Origin of the sequence: Thalassolituus hydrocarboniclasticus (assembly GCF_025345565.1) — a bacterium.
Lineage (GTDB): Bacteria > Pseudomonadota > Gammaproteobacteria > Pseudomonadales > Oceanobacteraceae > Venatoribacter > Venatoribacter hydrocarboniclasticus.
Window position 1 is genome coordinate 1242682 of sequence record NZ_CP054475.1, and the last position, 18753, is coordinate 1261434.

The following is an 18753-nucleotide window of genomic DNA, read 5'->3' on the forward strand; positions in this document are numbered from 1 at the left end:
AGCGCTCTTCCTGATCTGAGCGCCCTTGACCTGAGCGCTGCAGCGCGGACAATGCGCGGCCTCAGGTTTCAGAATTTTCAGCGGTGAGTCATGAAATCCCTCTATCTCGATTATGCAGCGACCACGCCGGTCGACCCCCGTGTTGCCCAGGTGATGGCAGCTTGCCTGACCCAGGATGGCACCTTCGGTAATCCGGCATCGCGCTCCCACCGTTACGGCTGGCAGGCGGAGCAGATGGTGGAAAATGCCCGGCGTCAGCTGGCCGACCTGCTCGCTGCCGATCCGCGTGAAATCGTCTGGACCTCGGGTGCCACCGAATCCAACAACCTGGCCTTAAAAGGTTTGGTCGAAGCGCTGCGTGCTGACGATGCCGCCCGCCCGCTGCATATCATTACCTCAGCGATTGAGCATAAGGCGGTACTGGATGTCTGTGCCTGGTTGCAGACTCATCAGCAGGTTGAGGTCACTTATCTGACTCCGGATGCCGATGGTCTTGTTGGTGTGCAGCAGGTAGCTGACGCACTGCGCGACGATACCTGTCTGGTCAGCCTGATGGCGGTCAATAACGAGCTGGGCACAATCACTGATATCGCGGCAATCGGCGCGTTGCTAAAAGATCATCCGGCGTATCTGCATGTGGATGCCGCTCAGGCGCTGGGTAAAATTGCTGTGAGCGTCAAAGACTGGCAGGTCGATCTGTTGTCGGTGTCAGCGCATAAATTCTATGGCCCGAAAGGCATTGGCGCGCTCTATGTGCGCCGTGAACCGCAGGTCAAACTGGCGGCGCAGATGCACGGCGGTGGCCATGAGCGCGGTATGCGTTCCGGCACGCTGCCAACCCATCAGCTGGCGGGGCTGGGCGAAGCTGCACGTCTGGTGCAGGAAGAGCTGGCGGCCGATGAGGCCCGTATCGGCGCATTGCGTGATCAGCTGTGGAGTGGATTGCAGGCCTTGGGTGGGGTGTACCTGAATGGCCATGCGCAGCAGCGTACCGCCAATCATCTGAACGTCAGTTTTGACGGTGTGGATGGTGAGATCCTGCTGGCCTCACTGGCTAAGGTGGCGGTGTCTTCCGGTTCGGCCTGTAACTCGGCGACGGTGGCGCCTTCCTATGTGCTGAAGGCCATTGGCCGCAGTGATGCGCTGGCCCATGCCGGTCTGCGTTTCAGTCTCGGCCGTTTTACCACGGCTGAAGAGATCGGTTTTGCCCTCAGTGAAGTTACACGTGTGGTGCAGATGCTGCGCGGCTGATCGCTGAGTTCCGTATTTCCTGCCGCTGGCGGTCAAATAATCCGCCAGCGCGCCCGCGTACGCGTACAACTTTAATGAAAAGGTGCGTATAATCCGCGGGTTTTATTTTCCGTAACCCTGATAATTTACCCTTGGGAGCTAAAAATGGCTGTTGAACGCACTCTGTCCATCGTTAAACCAGACGCTGTGGCCAAAAACGTAATCGGTGAAATCCTGACCCGTTTCGAAAAAGCTGGCCTGAAAGTTGTTGCCGCTAAAATGATCAAACTGGACGACGAAAAAGCGGGCGGTTTCTACGCAGAGCACAAAGAGCGTCCTTTCTTCAAAGATCTGGTGTCTTTCATGACTTCTGGTCCTGTTGTTGTACAGGTTCTGGAAGGCGAAAACGCTATCGCTGCTAACCGCGAACTGATGGGTGCTACCAACCCTAAAGAAGCTGCTGCCGGTACTATCCGCGCTGACTTCGCTGAAAGCATCGATGCTAACGCAGTACACGGTTCTGACTCTGCAGCTTCTGCTGAGCGCGAAATCGCTTACTTCTTCGCTGCCGACGAAATCTGCTCACGTTAATGAGCGGAACTCAGAGGGCAGGAATGCCCTCTGATCAATCCTCCGGGATGCACCAGTGCCAACAGGCCTCAGGTAACCAATTGATGTCCGAAACACCAGAAAAAATTAATCTGTTGGGCTTATCGCCCGCCAAAATGGAAGCCTTCTTCGCGGATATGGGCGAGAAGAAATTCCGTGCTCAGCAAATGCTGAAATGGATTCATCAATATGGCGAAGCCAACTTCGACAACATGACCAACATGGGCAAGCCCTTGCGTGCGCGCATGGCCGAAGTGTGTGAGATCCGCCTGCCGGAAGTGATTTACGAAGATTTCTCCAAAGACGGCACCCGTAAGTGGGTGATGCGTATGGATGGCGGCAGTGCCGTCGAAACCGTTTATATCCCGGAAAAAGACCGGGGTACCCTGTGTGTGAGCTCGCAGATTGGTTGTTCCCTCGACTGCAGTTTCTGCTCCACCGGTAAACAGGGTTTTAACCGCGACCTCAGCGTGGCGGAAATTATTGGTCAGGTCTACGTGGCAGCCATGAGCTTCCATGCACCGGGCGAGCGTCGCGAACGCCGCATTACCAATGTGGTGATGATGGGCATGGGCGAGCCGCTGCTGAACTTCGACAACGTGGTCGATGCGATGAACCTGATGATGGACGACAACGCCTATGGCTTGTCCAAGCGTCGTGTCACCCTGAGCACCTCCGGCGTCGTGCCGATGATGGATAAGCTTGGCGATGTTACCGATGTATCGCTGGCAGTATCGCTGCACGCACCGAATGACGAGCTGCGTAACCAGCTGGTGCCAATCAATAAAAAATATCCGATTAAAGAGCTGATTGCGGCCACTAACCGTTATCTGGCGAAACTGCCGGACCGCCGTAAAGCCACCATCGAATACACCATGATGGAAGGCGTTAACGACGAGATGGAACACGCCGAGCAGCTGTCTGTGCTGATGAAACAGGTGCCGTGCAAAATCAACCTGATTCCGTTTAACCCGTTCCCTAACTCCGGCTACAAACGCCCGAGTAACAATCGTGTGTACCGCTTCCGCGATTATCTGGTGAATCAGGGGCATATTGTCACCATCCGCTCGACCCGTGGCGATGACATCGACGCCGCCTGTGGTCAGCTGGTGGGCAAAGTTCAGGACCGCACGCGCCGCAGTGAGCGTTATATCAATGCGGTGCAGATCGACGAGTCTTCACAGGGCAACCAATAAATGACCGGGATGGGCATGAAAAAATTAATCACCACACGCGCAGCGAGCCTGTTGATAGTGCTGCTGAGTCTGACACTGGCTTCCTGCGTTACCGTCACTGAAAGTCGTTTTACCAAGAAAAAATCGCCGGAAAAGGCGGTGGAAAATTACACCCAGCTGGGCCTGGGTTACCTGCAGAAGGGCCGTCCGGACTGGGCGCGTCAGCGTCTGCAGAAAGCGCTGGCGATTAACCCTGATCACGCGCCGGCCAACGATGCTATGGGCCTGGTCTGGCAGACCGAAGGCGAGATGGATCTGGCCGAAGAATATTTTCAGAAGGCACTGAGTAACGACAGCAGCTTTACTCTGGCACGTCACCATTTAGGGCGTTTGTATGTGCAGATGAAGCGTTACGACGAAGCCGACGACAATCTCCAGCAGGTCACCAATGACCGTTACTACGATAACCGTGCTTCGGCCTACAACGATCTGGCGTTGAATGCTTATCGTCAGGGTAACGCTGAGCAGGCGATCGAGCGCTACGGCCAGACCCTGCGCATTGCTCCGTACAATATTGATGCGCTGGTGAATGTCTCGACCCTGCTGTTTGAAGCGCAGCGTTATGATGAGTCGCTGAAATACTACGACCGCTTTGAGCGTCTGGTGCAGCGCGAGCAGGCACGGCAGACCGCCCACACCCTGTGGCTGGGCATCAAACTGGCGACTCTGCAGCAGAACACCCAGCGGGCGATTGCGCTGGCGACCGACCTGAAGCGTAATTTCCCGGAATCGGTTGAATACCGTCTGTATCAGGACTCCCTGTCCGGAGCCAAATAAATGAGCATGCATTTCGAAAATCCCATCAAGCGTCGTCAAAGCCGCAAAATCTGGGTTGGTGATGTGCCGGTCGGCGGTGATGCGCCGATTGCCATTCAGACCATGACCAACACCGAAACCACCGATGTGGCGGCCACTGTGGCGCAGATTCAGCGCGCTCAGGATGCCGGTGCCGATATCGTGCGCGTTTCTGTACCGACCATGGACGCGGCGGAAGCCTTTGGCAAAATCCGCAAAGAAGTGAATATTCCGCTGGTGGCAGACATTCACTTTGACTACAAAATCGCTCTGCGCGTCGCTGATCTGGGTGTTGACTGTCTGCGTATCAACCCCGGTAATATCGGCCGTGAAGACCGTGTGCGCGCGGTGGTGGATGCGGCGCGTCATAACGGCATTCCGATCCGTATCGGGGTGAATGCCGGATCACTGGAAAAAGACCTGCAGAAGAAATACGGCGAGCCGACCCCGGCCGCGCTGGTGGAATCGGCCATGCGCCATATCGATATTCTCGATCGCCTGAACTTCCCGGATTTCAAACTCAGCCTGAAAGCCTCCGACATCTTTATGACCGTGGCGGCTTACAAGCAGATTGCCAGCCAGATTGAGCAGCCGCTGCACCTTGGCATCACCGAAGCCGGTGGCCTGCGTGGTGGTACGGTTAAATCGTCTATTGGTCTTGGCCTGCTGCTGTGGGAAGGCATCGGTGACACCATTCGCGTATCGCTGGCGGCCGATCCGATTGAAGAAGTAAAAGTGGGCTGGGACATGCTCAAATCGCTGAAGCTGCGTTCGCGCGGCATCAACTTTATTGCCTGTCCGAGCTGCTCACGTCAGAACTTCGACGTGATCAAAACCATGAACGAGCTGGAAATGCGCGTTGATGATATCCGCACTGATATGAGTGTGGCGGTGATTGGCTGTGTGGTGAATGGCCCCGGCGAATCCAAGGAAACCGATATCGGTCTGGCCGGTGGCCAGCCGAATCTGGTGTATATCGACGGTAAACCAGCCGGCAAACTGAGTAACGAGACTCTGGTGGATGACCTTGAGCGGATGATCCGCGAACGCGCCGCCAGCCTCGATGAAGAACGCAAAAATCTGATTGCCAGCGACAGCTGAGCGCTGACCCAGACAAGAACGGATATTATGGCAACGAAAATCCAGGCCATTCGTGGCATGAACGACATCCTGCCGGCTCAGAGCCCGGTATGGCAGTATCTCGAAGGCACAGTGAAAGACCTGCTGGCTTCTTACGGTTATGACGAAATCCGCATGCCGATTGTGGAGCAGACCGCGCTGTTCAAACGCTCTATCGGCGAAGTCACCGACATCGTCGAAAAAGAGATGTACACCTTCGACGATCGCAACGGTGACAGCCTGACCCTGCGTCCGGAAGGCACCGCCAGCTGTGTGCGCGCCTGTGAAGAACACGGTCTGCTGTACAACCAGACGCAGCGTCTGTGGTACACCGGCCCGATGTTCCGTCACGAGCGTCCGCAGAAAGGCCGTTACCGCCAGTTCTACCAGATTGGTGTGGAAACCTTTGGCATGGCCACCGCCGATATCGATGCCGAAGTTATCCTGATGACCGCCCGTCTGTGGCAGCAGCTGGGCCTGACCGATGCGGTTACCCTGCAACTGAACACCCTGGGCTCCAACGCAGCGCGTGCCAACTACCGCGATGCCCTGGTGGCCTACCTGAGCGAGCGCAAAGACCAGCTGGACGAAGACAGCCAGCGCCGTCTGGAAACCAATCCGCTGCGTGTGCTCGACAGCAAAGATCAGAACACCCAGGCACTGCTGGCCGATGCGCCACAGCTGCACGATTACCTCGACGACGAAAGCCGCGAGCATTTTGCGCTGCTGCGCAGCATCCTTGATGCCGCCGGGGTGAAGTACGAAATCAACCAGCGTCTGGTGCGCGGTCTCGATTATTACTGTAAAACCGTGTTCGAGTGGGTCACCGACAAACTCGGCTCGCAGGGCACTGTCTGTGCCGGTGGCCGTTACGACGGCCTGGTTGAGCAACTGGGTGGCAAGCCAACCCCGGCGGTCGGTTTTGCTATGGGCGTTGAGCGTCTGATTCTGCTGCTGGAAACACTGGAGCTGATTCCGGCCGAAGTGCTGCAGACCATCGATGTATACATCTGTCCGGTCGGTGAGGGCAGTGCTCAGGTGGCGCTGCTGCTGGCAGACCGTCTGCGCGACGAGCACAGCTGGTTACGCATTCAGACCCACTGCGGTGGTGGCAGCTTCAAGAGCCAGATGAAAAAAGCCGACAAGAGCGGTGCACATCTGGCACTGTTGCTGGGCGAAGATGAAATCGCCAAGGGTACAGTGACCGTTAAAGATCTGCGCGGTGACGGTGGCCAGCAGACGCTGGCACTGGACGACGTGGGCGAGTGGCTGGCACAAGAAACTTTTTAATAACCAATAACTCACAATATTCGTTTTTTTGGGGAAGTGGACGCATGACTGAATATCGTACGGATGAAGAACAGGCAGAACTGCTGAAAAAATGGTGGGCAGAGAACGGTAAAAGCCTGCTGGCGACCATCGTGATTGTTGCCGGTGGCTGGTTTGGCTGGAACAGCTGGCAGGCCAATCAGCAGGCGACTGCCGAAGCGGCATCAACCCTGTATTCACAGCTGGTTGATAAAGTTGCGCAGCCGGTTGCACAGCAGGATGAAGCGGCTAAAGCCGAGATGGAAGCGCTGGCGACCCAGCTGAAAAAAGACTTTGGTAACACCAGCTATGGTCAGTTTGGTGCTCTGTTCCTGGCGCGCTTTGCTGCCGATGCCGGTGACTTTGATACCGCAGCGGCGGAACTGAACAGTGTGATTGCCACCGCTGACGAAGGTCCGATCAAGTTTACCGCTCAGGCGCGTCTGGCTAATGTCCTGATTCAGCAGGAAAAAATGGATGAAGCACTGGCGCTGGTTGCCACCGTGCCGGACGCTGCCTATGCCGTGCAGTTTGAAGAAGCCAAAGGCGATGCTCTGTTCCGTAAAGGTGAGCTGAGCGAGGCCCGTGCGGCTTATATCCGTGCGCAGGAAGCAGCAACCAATCTGGGTCTGAACACCCAGCAGCTGCAGCGTAAGATTGATAATCTGGCTGCGAGCGGAGACGCCTGATGCGCCTGAGTCCTGTTTTCGTCCTGTTGAGTGCTCTGCTGGCTGTGCAGCTGAGTGGTTGTGCCAGTCAGCCAGACAATCAGGCAGAAGCAGCGAATGCTGCCGACGAGACAGGGCTGCCGGATTACAACGACAAAACCGACATCGCCATCGAATGGCGTAAGCAGCTTGGTGTGGGTGCTGGTACGGCTTATACCCGTCTGCGCCCGGTGGTGAGCGGCGATACCGTGTTTATGGCTGACACTTCCGGTGAGGTCTATGCCCTCGATCTGGCCGATGGCAGCGAACAGTGGAATGTGGACCTGGAGCAGCCGGTAACGGCAGGTGTGGCGCAAGACAACGGTCAGTTGTTTGTTGCCACCCGTGACGGTTTCCTGCATTGCCTGAACAGTGCCGACGGCAGCGAAATCTGGCGTTCACGCATGACCAGTGAGTCTGTTGCGCCGGCGGGTACCGATGGTAAGCGGGTGTTTGTCCACACCGTTGATGGTCGTGTCACCGCCTTTGAGCGTGCCGATGGTAAACAGGCCTGGTCCTACGAAACTGCCATGCCGGTACTGACCGTGCGCGGCACCGGCACACCGCTGGTGCTGGATCAGCTGGTGATTACCGGTTTTGCCACCGGCAAACTGGTGGCACTGGATAAGACTCTCGGCATTCCGCGCTGGGACGTGCGTCTGGCGTCGCCGGATGGCCGCTCTGAGCTGGAGCGTCTGGTGGATGTTGATGGCGCACCGATCTGGGATAACGGCATTATCTATGCGGCCAGCTACCACGGCAAACTGGCTGCCGTGTCGCTCAATGGCGAAACCCGCTGGGAAGAAGAGGGTTCAACCTACACCAGTCCTGAACTGGCGCTGGGTAACCTGTACCTGACCCTCGACAGTGATCATATCCAGTCCTATGACATGATCAGTGGCGCACCGGTGTGGACCCAGAAAGCACTGCAGGGCCGCCGTCTCGGGCAGACCACGGCTTATGGCAGCTGGTTGGCGGTCGCTGATGGTGAAGGTTATCTGCACATTATGAATCAGGTGGATGGCGAGCTGGTAGGACGTAAACTGTTGCGCCCTAAACCACTGCACGTCAACTATCCTAATCAGAGTGAAAGCACCAACTGGCGTGCGCTGCGTGGCCGTGATCTGGGCATCCGCAGTCCGTTAGTCGCCACTGATAAAGGCTTACTGGTGTACAGCAACACCGGTGAACTGTTGCTGCTGAGCGTTCAGAGCGACTGACGCAGGCGGCATCAGCCAATGTTTTTTACCGGGCGTCGTATAGCGACGCCTGTTTTATTTCTTAAATGAGGTTTTCTGATCATGGTCCCTGTGATTGCTCTGGTCGGACGTCCCAACGTGGGCAAGTCCACGCTGTTTAACCGTCTGACCAAAAGCCGTGATGCGCTGGTGGCTGAAATTGCCGGCCTGACCCGTGACCGTAAGTACGGTGAGGGCAAGGTTGGTGATGTGCCATTCATCGTGATTGATACCGGTGGTATCAGCGGCCAGGAAGAGGGCATCGACGAGGCCATGGCCGCGCAAAGCTTTCAGGCCATTAAAGACGCCGATATCGTTTTCTTTATGGTCGATGTTGGCGCCGGTATTACCAATGGCGACCGTATGATTGCCGAATATCTGCGCCGCAGCGGCAAAGACGCTTATCTGGTGGCCAACAAGATCGACGGTAAAAACCCCGATCTGGTGCTGGGTGAATTCTTTGAACTGGGCATGGGCGAACCGCTGCCGATTGCGGCCGCGCATAACCGTGGCATCAGCGCGCTGGTTGAATATGTGCTGGGCGAACTGCCGCAGGACGATGACGACTACTTCCGTGAACTGGCCGGCGAAGAAGCCCCGGTACACGAAGAGCTCGACGTTAAAGGGATTAAAATTGCCGTCGTAGGCCGCCCGAATGTGGGCAAATCGACTCTGGTTAACCGTTTTCTCGGTGAAGACCGGGTGGTGGTGTACGACGAAGCCGGTACCACGCGCGACAGTATTTATATTCCCTACGAGCGTCACGGTCAGGAATACACCCTGATTGATACCGCCGGTGTACGCCGCCGTAAGAATATTTCCGAAGCCGCGGAAAAATTCTCCATTATTAAAACCCTGCAGGCCATTCAGGACTGTCATGTCTGTATTCTGGTGCTCGATGCCCGTACCGGTATCGTCGAGCAGGATTTACATATGCTCAGCTTCGTACTGAACTCCGGCCGGGCGCTGGTGATTGCCATCAATAAATGGGATGGCATGGAAGCGGACGCCAAAGAGCGGGTAAAAACCGAAATTGACCGCCGTTTCGATTTCTTAACCTTTGCTGAAATGCATTTTATTTCGGCATTGCACGGCACCGGCGTGGGTAATCTGTACGATTCGGTTGATCAGGCTTACCAGTCATCCATGGCGAAATGGCAGACCAATATGCTGACCCGTATTCTGGAAGACGCCACGGCCAGCCATCAGCCACCGGTTGTACGCAACCGCCGGCCAAAACTGCGCTATGCCCACCAGGGTGGTTCTAACCCACCGATTATTGTGGTGCACGGTAATCTGGCGAAAGAATTGCCGGAAGACTACAAACGCTATCTGGCCAATACCTTCCGCCGCGTGCTGGAAATTAAGGGTACGCCGATCCGTATGGAATTCCGTCAGGGCGATAACCCGTATTCCGGCAAAGAGAAAGAAATCCGTCACAGCAGTAAAAAGCGTGCGGATGCGGTCGAACGGACAGAAAATAAACGTAAGATTAAGATTGAAAAAGCACGTAAGCAATTACGTAAGAGCTATAAAAAACCGACCTGATAAAGTTTTACCAATAAAAAAGGAGCTTCGGCTCCTTTTTTATTGTGTGTCTTTTATTGCGTGATTTTTATGAAAGCTTTTTTCAGTCGCGTGTCAGCGTCATGGGTATAAAGCGGATGCCATTGAATTCTGATTCCTCGCCCGTCGCCTTAAAGCCAGAGCGGCGGTAGAAGCCGGCCGCATTCAGTGACGAGCGCAGGCTGATTTCTTTAGCGCTGGTGGATGCCAGTACGGCGTCCAGCAGTTGTTTTCCGAGGCCGCAGCCCTGAGCCTGTTTCGCTACGAACAGGTGGGTCAGATAATTGCCATCACGCAGGGCTGCAAAGCCAACCAGTTGATGAGCGTTCAGCGCCTTCAGTGTGACGAAACGGCTTTCATCCATGGTTGTTGCTATATCCGGCAGAACGCGCTGTTTATATTCACGCTGACCGTCGGCGCTGAATAAGGGCAGTACATCAATCTCGGAGATCGCTGAAATTAATGCCTGGATAGTTTCGGTATCGGCGCTTGTTGCTTTCTGAATATCCATTTTCTTTCTGCTGTGTGGTAACAGGGCGGCGCTTATCGTCACCCTGATGCCGGAGAATAACACGGCTTTTTCAGCTGTGCGGATGCTCCTGAAATTGTTTTGCTTCATCGCCTATCTTATACCAGTGCGGCTTTTCTTTAACGAACTCATGAAAGCTGTTACTGAGATTCAGTTCATCGTCAAAGCAGTTCGCAGATACCGGAAAGGTTTCGTTGTCGGAGGTTACCTCGCCCAACGATGTACCGCATTTTGAGCAAAAGCAACGGTTGTACATATAGGGCGCTTCCGGTTTGTAGGTGCTGATTACATCAGCGCCGGAGGTCAGCTGAAAAGCATCGCGCTTAACAAATACCAGAGCACTGGCCCCGACTTTGCGGCAGCGGGTGCAGTGGCAGGTTCCCATCATGGTCGGTGGGCTGGACAGGGTGAATTTTACGGCTCCGCAGCAGCAGCTACCATGCAACATAATGTGATCCCTCGGTTATGAATAAGGCTTGTACTGTATTTATATACAGTCCTTATTGCAAGGGGCAGGGAGACTTTATTCAGCCTTGTCTGCCATGCTGCTGTTTTCCGGCTGCAGGGCATCGTAAGGCAGCAGGAGAGTATCAAGGGTTATATCAACCGGCAGAGCAATCAGGGTGAACAGCGGGCAAACAACAGACATCCAGCAAAACACCATTTCGCCGCTGGCTTCGCCGGTCTGGCCGTCCAGGCCAAGCAACAGCAGACTTCCCTGAGTACCCGGATAGTAGCGCGCATCAACCGGACTGCTGTCTGAGCGGGCAATGACTGTACCGCAACCATTTAACAATACCAGACTGATAAGCATCATCATGGTCAGAACACGGGTGCGCAGAGCATCGCTTTGCGTGGCGAACACATGCATTAAATTAATATCCCTGCAGTTTGCGGAAGGCTGATCATAGAGTGCTTTGTTGTTCAGAGCGAATTCCGCGCGGTGCAGCATCAATGGCGGGGTAAAAGCTTTATCGTCAGCAGCAAAAAATTTCGCTGAGCCAAAATCCGGCCATTGCTAATATCGCTGCCCCTTAACTCAGGCTCCGACTGCGCCAGTGTGATCCATGCAGCTGATCTCTTTTGATCCTTACCGCACACTTCATTTCGCCCAAACCCAGTATCTGAAACCGGAACTGATGAATCATCATCTCGATCTGCTGATCGCGGCTGATGGCATTCTGTTTCCGCAATACTGGCAGGTGAACGCGCTGCTGTATGGCTTAAAAAAGCGCATATTTCCCAGCCCGGCGAGTTACTACATCGGCCATGATAAGGTCGAAATGACACGCTGCTTTCAGACCATCGCGCCGCAGCATGTGCCCTGGACCCTGATCGAAGCCAATACCCCGGCCAATGCCGAACGGGTATGGGATACCTTACCTTTGCCTTTCGTCGCCAAAATTCCCAAAAGCAGTATGGGAGATGGTGTATTCCTGATTGAAACCCAGGCTGACTGGAAGCGCTATCTGGCACTGTCACCGGTGATTTATGCGCAGGAATATCTGCCCATTGACCGTGACCTGCGCATCGTCTGGGTGGGCGATCGCATTATTGGCGGTTACTGGCGGATTCAGGCCGATCGTGGTTTTTATAACAATGTCGCCAAGGGCGGCCAGATTGAAGCCGGTATTCTGCCGCCGGAAGCCTGTGCGCTGGTTGAGAAGCTGGCTCTGGGGCTTGGCATTGACCACGGCGGGTTCGATATTGCCATGGTCGGCCATTATCCCTATGTGTTCGAGTTTAACCGTCTGTTCGGCAATCAGGGCCTCAGCGGCCTGCAGGGCAGGATTGATGATGCCATCCACGACTATCTGGGACGCATCTGGCACGACGGCGAGCCGGACTCTCCTGACCCTTTCAAAAACCCGGATCAGCCTCCCGGCATGGGCGGGCCGGACTTACCTCAGGTGGTGTAAGCCGCAGCGCCATGGGGCTGTGCTGAATCCGGCGCACAACTGAATCCAATGGGCGCAAAATCCGTTACAATGCTCCCTTTTGCTGGTCAGGGCGTCCGTTCATGTCACAGGGCTTTGTACACCTCCGGGTTCACTCCGAATTTTCGCTGTACGACAGCACCATCCGCGTTAAAAAGCTGATTGGTAAAGTCGCGGAGCTGGGTATGCCGGCGGTCGCGCTGACCGATCAGGCGAATATGTACGCCTTGGTTAAGTTCTACAAAAGCGCCATGGACGCCGGGGTTAAGCCGGTACTGGGCGCTGACCTGTGGCTGGAAAACCCGGATGACAACACCCAGCCGTTCCGCATCACCGCACTCTGTCTGAACCCCGATGGTTATCTGGGGCTGCGCGAACTGATCTCCCGTGCTTACGCCAAAAACCAGCATTACGATAAAGCCATTGTTAAAAAAGAATGGCTGTTCGAGAAAAATGCCGGACTGATTATTTTATCCGGCGGGCGCGACGGCGATGTCGGCCAGCGGGTTATTAAAGGCAAAGTATCCGACGCCGAAATTCTGGTGCGCGAATATCTGCAGCACTTTCCCGACCGTTTTTATGTTGAATTACAGCGTACCGGCCGTCCCGGTGAAGAAGCGGTTATCCGCGCCGGTATCGCTATGTCAGCGCGCTGCGGTGTGCCGCTGGTTGCCACCAATGACGTGCGCTTTTTAGCCGCCGAGGATTTTGAAGCTCACGAAACCCGTGTTGCTATTGGTCAGGGCTACGCGCTGGAAGATAAACGCCGGCCGCGCGAATATACCGAGCAGCAGTATTTCCGCAGTGCAGAAGAAATGGCGGAACTGTTTAAGGATATTCCATCGGCCATCGACAATACCGTCGAAATTGCCAAACGCTGTACGGTAGAAGTGTTACTGGGCAAATACTTCCTGCCGGATTATCCGATTCCGGAAGGTATGAGCGAGGCGGATTTTTTCCGCAAGATTTCTCAGGTCGGTCTGGAAGAACGTCTGGATATTATTCTGGCCGGGCTGGATAAAAACTCGGAAGAATATGCCGAAAAGCGTAAACCCTATGATGACCGTCTGAATTTCGAGCTGGATATTATTATCCAGATGGGGTTCCCCGGTTACTTCCTGATCGTAATGGACTTTATTCAGTGGGCCAAAGACCACGATATTCCGGTCGGTCCGGGCCGTGGTTCCGGTGCCGGCTCGCTGGTGGCCTACGCTCAGAAAATTACCGACCTCGATCCGCTTGAATACGATCTGCTGTTCGAACGATTTCTGAACCCGGAACGGGTATCCATGCCCGACTTCGATATCGACTTCTGTATGGAAAACCGTGAGCAGGTCATTGCTTACGTAGCCGACACCTATGGCCGTGAAGCGGTATCGCAGATTGTGACCTTCGGCACCATGGCGGCAAAAGCGGTGGTGCGCGATGTGGCGCGGGCGCAGGGTAAATCCTTCGGTCTGGCCGATAAATTATCCAAATTAATTCCCGGCGATCCGGGTATGACGCTGGAAAAAGCACTGGCGTCGGAAGCTTTGTTAAAAGAGTTCCTCGACGAAGACGAAGAAGCCCAGGAAATCTGGGAAATGGCACTCAAGCTAGAAGGTATTGCCCGTCAGACCGGTAAGCACGCCGGTGGTGTGGTGATCGCGCCAACCAAATTAACCGATTTTTCGGCCACCGCCTGTGAGCCTGACGGCACCGGTCTGGTGACACAATTCGATAAAAACGATGTGGAAGAAGCGGGTCTGGTGAAGTTCGACTTCCTCGGTCTGCGCACCCTGACCATTATCGACTGGGCGCTGAAAACCATTAACAGCAAACGCGCCAAAGAAAATCTGCCACCGGTCGATATCAGTCAGATTCCGCTCGACGATGAGCCGTCGTATAAATTATTAAAAGCCGCCCAGACCACCGCAGTATTCCAGCTGGAATCGCGCGGCATGAAAGATCTTATCCGCCGCCTGCAGCCGGATAATATCGAAGATATGATCGCACTGGTGGCCCTGTTCCGTCCGGGGCCACTGGAATCAGGCATGGTGGACGACTTTATTAACCGTAAACACGGTCGCGCCAAAGTTGCTTACCCGCACCCTGACTTTGAACACGAAAGCCTGAAAGAAACGCTGGAGCCGACCTACGGCGTTATCGTTTATCAGGAACAGGTAATGCAGATCGCCCAGATCCTGGCCGGTTATACCCTCGGCGGCGCGGATATGCTGCGTCGTGCGATGGGTAAGAAAAAGCCGGAAGAAATGGCCAAGCAGCGCGACACCTTCCGTGACGGTGCGGTTTCGCAGGGCGTTGATCCTGATCTGGCGATGAAAATTTTCGACCTGGTGGAAAAATTCGCCGGTTACGGTTTTAACAAATCGCACTCCGCCGCTTATGCGGTGGTGTCTTATCAGACACTGTGGTTAAAACAGCATTACCCGGCGCCGTTTATGGCTGCGGTTCTGACTTCCGATATGCAGAACACCGATAAGGTTGTGACCTTTATCGAAGAATGCCGTGAGATGGAACTGGAGCTGGTACTGCCGGATGTTAACCAGAGCCAGTTTGGTTTTACCGTCAATGATGACGGTGCCATCGTTTATGGTCTGGGCGCGGTAAAAGGCGTGGGTGAAGGACCGATTGCGGCCATTATTGCTGCCCGCAGCGAAGGGCCTTTTAAAGATTTATTCGATTTCTGCCAGCGTGTTGACGGCAAAAAAATTAATAAGCGTGTGCTGGAAGCCCTGGTGCGCTGCGGTGCCTTTGACCGTCTGGAAAGTACAGCACCACGTTCTGTATTAATGGCCAGCCTGGAAGATGCGATTAAGAGTGCAGGCCAGACAGCCGCTAACGAAGCGGCCGGTATGATGGATTTATTCGGTGAGGTGCAGGAGGAAGAAGCCGTTGGTGCCGACCCTTATGAACGTTACCGTCATCTGCGCGACTGGTCTTTGAAAGAACGTCTGCAGGGCGAAAAAGATACGCTGGGCTTATTTGTTACCGGCCACCCGTTCGACGAATACGAACACGAAGTGCGTAAACTGGTGCCGAATAAGCTGTCACACCTGCAGGAGGCCAAAGCGCCGCAAAAACTGGCCGGTCTGGTGGTGGATATGCGCGTGATGAAGAATAAACGCGGCGATAATATGTGCTTTGTTACCCTCGATGACCGCACCGGCCGGGTTGAAGTGGCGCTGTTCTCGGATATTTATGAACAGGTGCGCGAAGTCGTGGCAAAAGACCGCGTGCTGGTGGTCGAAGCGCTGGTGTCGCACGATGATTATTCCGGCGGTTTAAAAGCTACCGGGCGGGCGGCCATGGAAATCAGTCAGGCACGCCTGACCTTTGCCAAAGCGCTGCGTATCCGTGTTGATGGTGAACGTTCGGAAGATGAATTCTGCAATGATTTAAAACGCCTGCTGCAGCGTATGGATAACGGTTGCCCGGTAGTGCTGGATTTCCATAACTCGGTAGCGCGCTGTGATATTCAGCTGGGTGACAGCTGGCGCATTAATCCCAGCGATGAGCAACTGCAGGAGCTGCGTTATGCCTATGGCGATGATGCGGTGGAGTTATTATTTGCCTGAATCGGTGGTGGGGCCAGCGCAGTTATAAAAGAGACCGCGATTGCCCCCGATTATCCTATTGGCTGATTATGCGGGAAAACTGACGTCAGGCAGGGTTTCAAAGCCCGGTCTGGCAAACAGGTAGCCCTGCATTAATTCAATACCGGCATCCCGTAACCAGCCATACTCTTCAGCGCTTTCAATCCCTTCTGCCAATGCCGTGATATTCAGCTCGCGGAACATTGTCAGACAGTTGCGCACAATCGTCTGGCGTGCGTTGCTCTGATGAATATTACGGATTAATTCCATATCGAGCTTAATAATATCGGTATGAAAATCTGCCAGCAGATTCAGCCCGGAATAACCGGAGCCAAAATCATCCGTCGCTGTTATAAAACCCAGATCATGGTAATACTCAACGATGCGTTTAATATGACTGCTGTCAGAAATTTTTTCGGCTTCAGTGAATTCGAACATGATTTTATCGGTGGGAAAGCCATATTGCCGGGCGGCTTCCAGAGTGGTGCGGATACAGCGCTCGGGCTGATAAACCGCATTGGGTAAAAAATTGATGCTCAGCATGGAATCGATACCCAGCCTGGCCGCCAGAGCGATAGCCTTGATGCGGCAGAGCTGGTCAAAGATATAACGATTTTCATCATTAATACGTGAGATCACCGAATAAGCGGATTCGTTGTTCAGCCCGCGCACCAGAGCTTCATAACCAAAAATACTCTGTGTGCTGCAATTCACAATGGGCTGAAATGCCATGGTGAAATCAAAACCCAGAGTGCCGGCATCAGCGCACTGACTACAGAGTAATCGCTCACAGTCTGCGGTTTTATCGGTCATCGCTGTTTCCTGCACTCTGATTAATCTGTTAAGACTAGTCAGCAGATGGCATTGCCGCAATGCATAACGCGCTGGTCTTGGCCGTACAGGGTGCCTACAATCCGTCCTTTATATAACCGAAATCCTGTTATGCCTGATGCATTATTGAGCACCCTTGATAAGGCCATCGCATCGTTGTCCGGGCGCTCCGGACGGCTTGTGGTTGCTTACAGTGGCGGGCTGGACTCCACCGTGTTGCTGCATCTGTTGGCACAGAACGCAGCGCTCAAAAACCGGTTGCTGGCGCTGCATGTGCACCATGGCTTATCGGCTAATGCGGATACCTGGGCGGCCCACTGCGGGCAGCAGTGTGCGCAATTACAGGTTCCTTTCGTCTGCGAGCGGGTGGTGGTCAATAATCATGGCGCCGGTATTGAGCAGGCGGCCCGTGAGGCCCGCTATCAGGCCTTCGCCGCTCACTGTTTGCCCGGTGACACGCTGCTGCTGGCCCATCATGCTGATGATCAGGCTGAAACCTTTTTTATGCGTCTGTTGCGCGGCAGTGGCCTGACCGGTCTGGCGGCGATGGCTGCCGTGCGTGAGCTGCAGCCTGACTCTGACATTCTGCTGCTACGGCCTTTATTAAGCACCCGCCGCGCACAGCTGGAAGACTATGCCGCAGTACAGCAGCTGAGCTGGGTTGAAGATGAATCCAACGGTGATGAACGTTTTGAGCGCAACTGGTGGCGGCAGACGCTGCTGCCGCAGATTTTTGCCCGTCTGCCGGGAAGAGAGTCCGCGCTGCAGCGTTCCATTGCACAACTGCAGCAGGATCAGCAGCTGTTGGCGGAATTGCTGCAGCCGGCGGTCGAAGCCTGTTTGCGCCCCTGCCGCTGGCCTTCTGCAGCGCCACTTTCCTGTTCAATTATTGAATTACTGGCTGCACCGGCGCATCACCGGCCTTATCTGTTACGCGGCTGGCTGGCTCGCTGTGGCCTGAACACTGGTATGCCGGGTGCTGACTTTTTGCAACGGATCGAACAGGAAGTGATTGCCGCCGCTCCGGATCGCCAGCCCCAACTGCAGCTCGGCGATTTAACCATACGTCGTTTCCAGCAGCAGTTGTATCTGGTGGCTGAAATGCCGCCGTTCAGTGCTGAACCCTGTGATGTGGTTATCGCACACGACAGCCATATTCCATGGTATGACGGTGCGCTGGTTGCAGCGCCTGCGCCAGAGTGCGGCGGAAGCGTGCTGCTGCAGCCTGGAAACTACCGCCTGGTCGCGGCAAATGCCTGTCAGGGAATGACGCTGAAAATAGCCGGCAGGCCACGTAAAACGCTGAAGCATCTCTGGCAGGAGGCTGGCGTTCCTCCCTGGCTGCGGGAATGCTGGCCCGCTTTATTACGTGACGGCGAACTGTGCGCTTTGCCTGGCCTGTGTGTGGCTGAAAAGGCATCAGCAGTGGCCGGGCAGGAGCCGGACAGTGGCGTTTTCCTGCACTGGCAGGGAATTTTTCAGGCCGGACATGATCTTACTTAACTGGTTCTGCCGCAATAAGCGCTACAATCTCTGCATCCGCCCGGGTCTGAGCAGGTTCTTATCACCGAGCGGTTCAGGATTATTAGACTGCAGGAGCATTTTTGGTTTTTATGCGTTATCCGATTGTGTTTGCAACCCTGGTGACCGGTTTGGTTCTGGTCACACTGAATGGGTCCGATAACCGTATTCTGCGTGGCAGTAAAAGCGCGTCGCAGGCGCTGCAATCCGAGCTGGGTACTGTCCGGCCGGATACTGTCATAAGCGAAAATACGGGCCCGGATGCTGTAACCAGAAAAGCAGATTCGTCTGACGCAGGACAAACGCCAATTCATCTGAACCTTAAATTACCGGATATCGACTGGGAAGATGAGGTTTATGGTAATCCTGAAACCTTTCCCAATGTGTTCGGAAAATCACGCAGGGAGTCTGTACTTAACTGGTCCGGACGGTTGCATATTGATGAATCAGAAGAGGCAAAAGCCAAACCTCTGAATGAAACCATCCTCGGGGCTGAAGTTGAGCTGCAACTTAAACTGCCCTGATCTGTATC

The 18753-nt window shown here is 54.7% G+C and carries 17 protein-coding genes; 13 read left to right on the forward strand and 4 right to left on the reverse strand.

The annotated features are described in order from the left end of the window. The first annotated feature begins 90 nt into the window (after nt 1–90). From HUF19_RS05515 to der, 9 genes are all read left to right on the forward strand, one after another. Nucleotides 91–1251, forward strand: coding sequence for an aminotransferase class V-fold PLP-dependent enzyme (locus HUF19_RS05515; protein WP_260998850.1), 1161 nt, complete (start codon nt 91–93; stop codon nt 1249–1251). Nucleotides 1252–1395: 144 nt separating this feature from the next. Then, nucleotides 1396–1821: a nucleoside-diphosphate kinase gene (ndk, locus tag HUF19_RS05520; protein WP_145469207.1), complete on the forward strand. Its 426-nt coding sequence runs from the start codon at nt 1396–1398 to the stop codon at nt 1819–1821. Between the two features lie 83 nt (nt 1822–1904). Beyond that, complete coding sequence (gene rlmN, locus HUF19_RS05525; protein WP_145469208.1) at nt 1905–3035, forward strand: dual-specificity RNA methyltransferase RlmN; 1131 nt, start codon at nt 1905–1907, stop codon at nt 3033–3035. A 15-nt stretch (nt 3036–3050) separates the two neighbouring features. Next, on the forward strand, nt 3051–3851 hold the full coding sequence (locus HUF19_RS05530) for a tetratricopeptide repeat protein (protein WP_260998851.1): 801 nt from the start codon (nt 3051–3053) through the stop codon (nt 3849–3851). A 6-nt stretch (nt 3852–3857) separates the two neighbouring features. Beyond that, on the forward strand, nt 3858–4970 hold the full coding sequence (gene ispG / locus HUF19_RS05535) for a flavodoxin-dependent (E)-4-hydroxy-3-methylbut-2-enyl-diphosphate synthase (RefSeq protein ID WP_145469523.1): 1113 nt from the start codon (nt 3858–3860) through the stop codon (nt 4968–4970). A gap of 27 nt (nt 4971–4997) precedes the next feature. Next, nucleotides 4998–6278 carry a histidine--tRNA ligase gene (gene hisS / locus HUF19_RS05540; RefSeq protein WP_260998852.1) on the forward strand — a complete coding sequence of 427 codons (1281 nt, stop codon included), beginning with the start codon at nt 4998–5000 and terminating at the stop codon, nt 6276–6278. 44 nt (nt 6279–6322) lie between these two features. Continuing rightward, nucleotides 6323–6985: a YfgM family protein gene (locus HUF19_RS05545; RefSeq protein ID WP_260998853.1), complete on the forward strand. Its 663-nt coding sequence runs from the start codon at nt 6323–6325 to the stop codon at nt 6983–6985. After that, nucleotides 6985–8223 carry an outer membrane protein assembly factor BamB gene (gene bamB / locus HUF19_RS05550; protein WP_260998854.1) on the forward strand — a complete coding sequence of 413 codons (1239 nt, stop codon included), beginning with the start codon at nt 6985–6987 and terminating at the stop codon, nt 8221–8223. Before HUF19_RS05545 ends, bamB begins: the two co-directional genes overlap by 1 nt. A gap of 81 nt (nt 8224–8304) precedes the next feature. Further along, on the forward strand, nt 8305–9789 hold the full coding sequence (der, locus tag HUF19_RS05555) for a ribosome biogenesis GTPase Der (RefSeq protein WP_260998855.1): 1485 nt from the start codon (nt 8305–8307) through the stop codon (nt 9787–9789). Nucleotides 9790–9871: 82 nt separating this feature from the next. Here the strand turns inward: der and HUF19_RS05560 are convergent, their stop codons facing one another. From HUF19_RS05560 to HUF19_RS05570, 3 genes are all read right to left on the reverse strand, one after another. After that, a complete protein-coding gene (locus tag HUF19_RS05560) occupies nt 9872–10318 on the reverse strand; it encodes a GNAT family N-acetyltransferase (protein WP_260998856.1) in 447 nt (148 codons plus the stop codon). 70 nt (nt 10319–10388) lie between these two features. Then, nucleotides 10389–10784 carry a GFA family protein gene (locus HUF19_RS05565; protein WP_145469215.1) on the reverse strand — a complete coding sequence of 132 codons (396 nt, stop codon included), beginning with the start codon at nt 10782–10784 and terminating at the stop codon, nt 10389–10391. Between the two features lie 75 nt (nt 10785–10859). Next, nucleotides 10860–11207 carry a YceK/YidQ family lipoprotein gene (locus tag HUF19_RS05570; RefSeq protein WP_260998857.1) on the reverse strand — a complete coding sequence of 116 codons (348 nt, stop codon included), beginning with the start codon at nt 11205–11207 and terminating at the stop codon, nt 10860–10862. 196 nt (nt 11208–11403) lie between these two features. Here HUF19_RS05570 and HUF19_RS05575 point away from each other — a divergent pair, with 196 nt between their 5' ends. Together HUF19_RS05575 and dnaE are read left to right on the forward strand one after the other, a co-directional pair. Beyond that, the gene (locus HUF19_RS05575) at nt 11404–12255 is read left to right on the forward strand and encodes an ATP-grasp domain-containing protein (RefSeq protein ID WP_260998858.1); all 852 of its coding nucleotides are present in this window, start codon (nt 11404–11406) and stop codon (nt 12253–12255) included. Nucleotides 12256–12356: 101 nt separating this feature from the next. After that, nucleotides 12357–15851, forward strand: coding sequence for a DNA polymerase III subunit alpha (dnaE, locus tag HUF19_RS05580; RefSeq protein ID WP_260998859.1), 3495 nt, complete (start codon nt 12357–12359; stop codon nt 15849–15851). A gap of 66 nt (nt 15852–15917) precedes the next feature. Here dnaE and HUF19_RS05585 read toward each other — a convergent pair whose 3' ends face one another. Then, nucleotides 15918–16682, reverse strand: a complete 765-nt coding sequence (locus tag HUF19_RS05585) for an EAL domain-containing protein (protein ID WP_260998860.1) — start codon at nt 16680–16682, stop codon at nt 15918–15920. Nucleotides 16683–16811: 129 nt separating this feature from the next. Between HUF19_RS05585 and tilS the strand changes: the two genes are divergently transcribed. Both tilS and HUF19_RS05595 read left to right on the forward strand, forming a co-directional pair. Next, nucleotides 16812–18203, forward strand: a complete 1392-nt coding sequence (tilS, locus tag HUF19_RS05590; RefSeq protein ID WP_260998861.1) for a tRNA lysidine(34) synthetase TilS — start codon at nt 16812–16814, stop codon at nt 18201–18203. 110 nt (nt 18204–18313) lie between these two features. Continuing rightward, the gene (locus tag HUF19_RS05595) at nt 18314–18745 is read left to right on the forward strand and encodes a hypothetical protein (RefSeq protein WP_260998862.1); all 432 of its coding nucleotides are present in this window, start codon (nt 18314–18316) and stop codon (nt 18743–18745) included. The last annotated feature ends 8 nt before the right edge of the window (nt 18746–18753 follow it).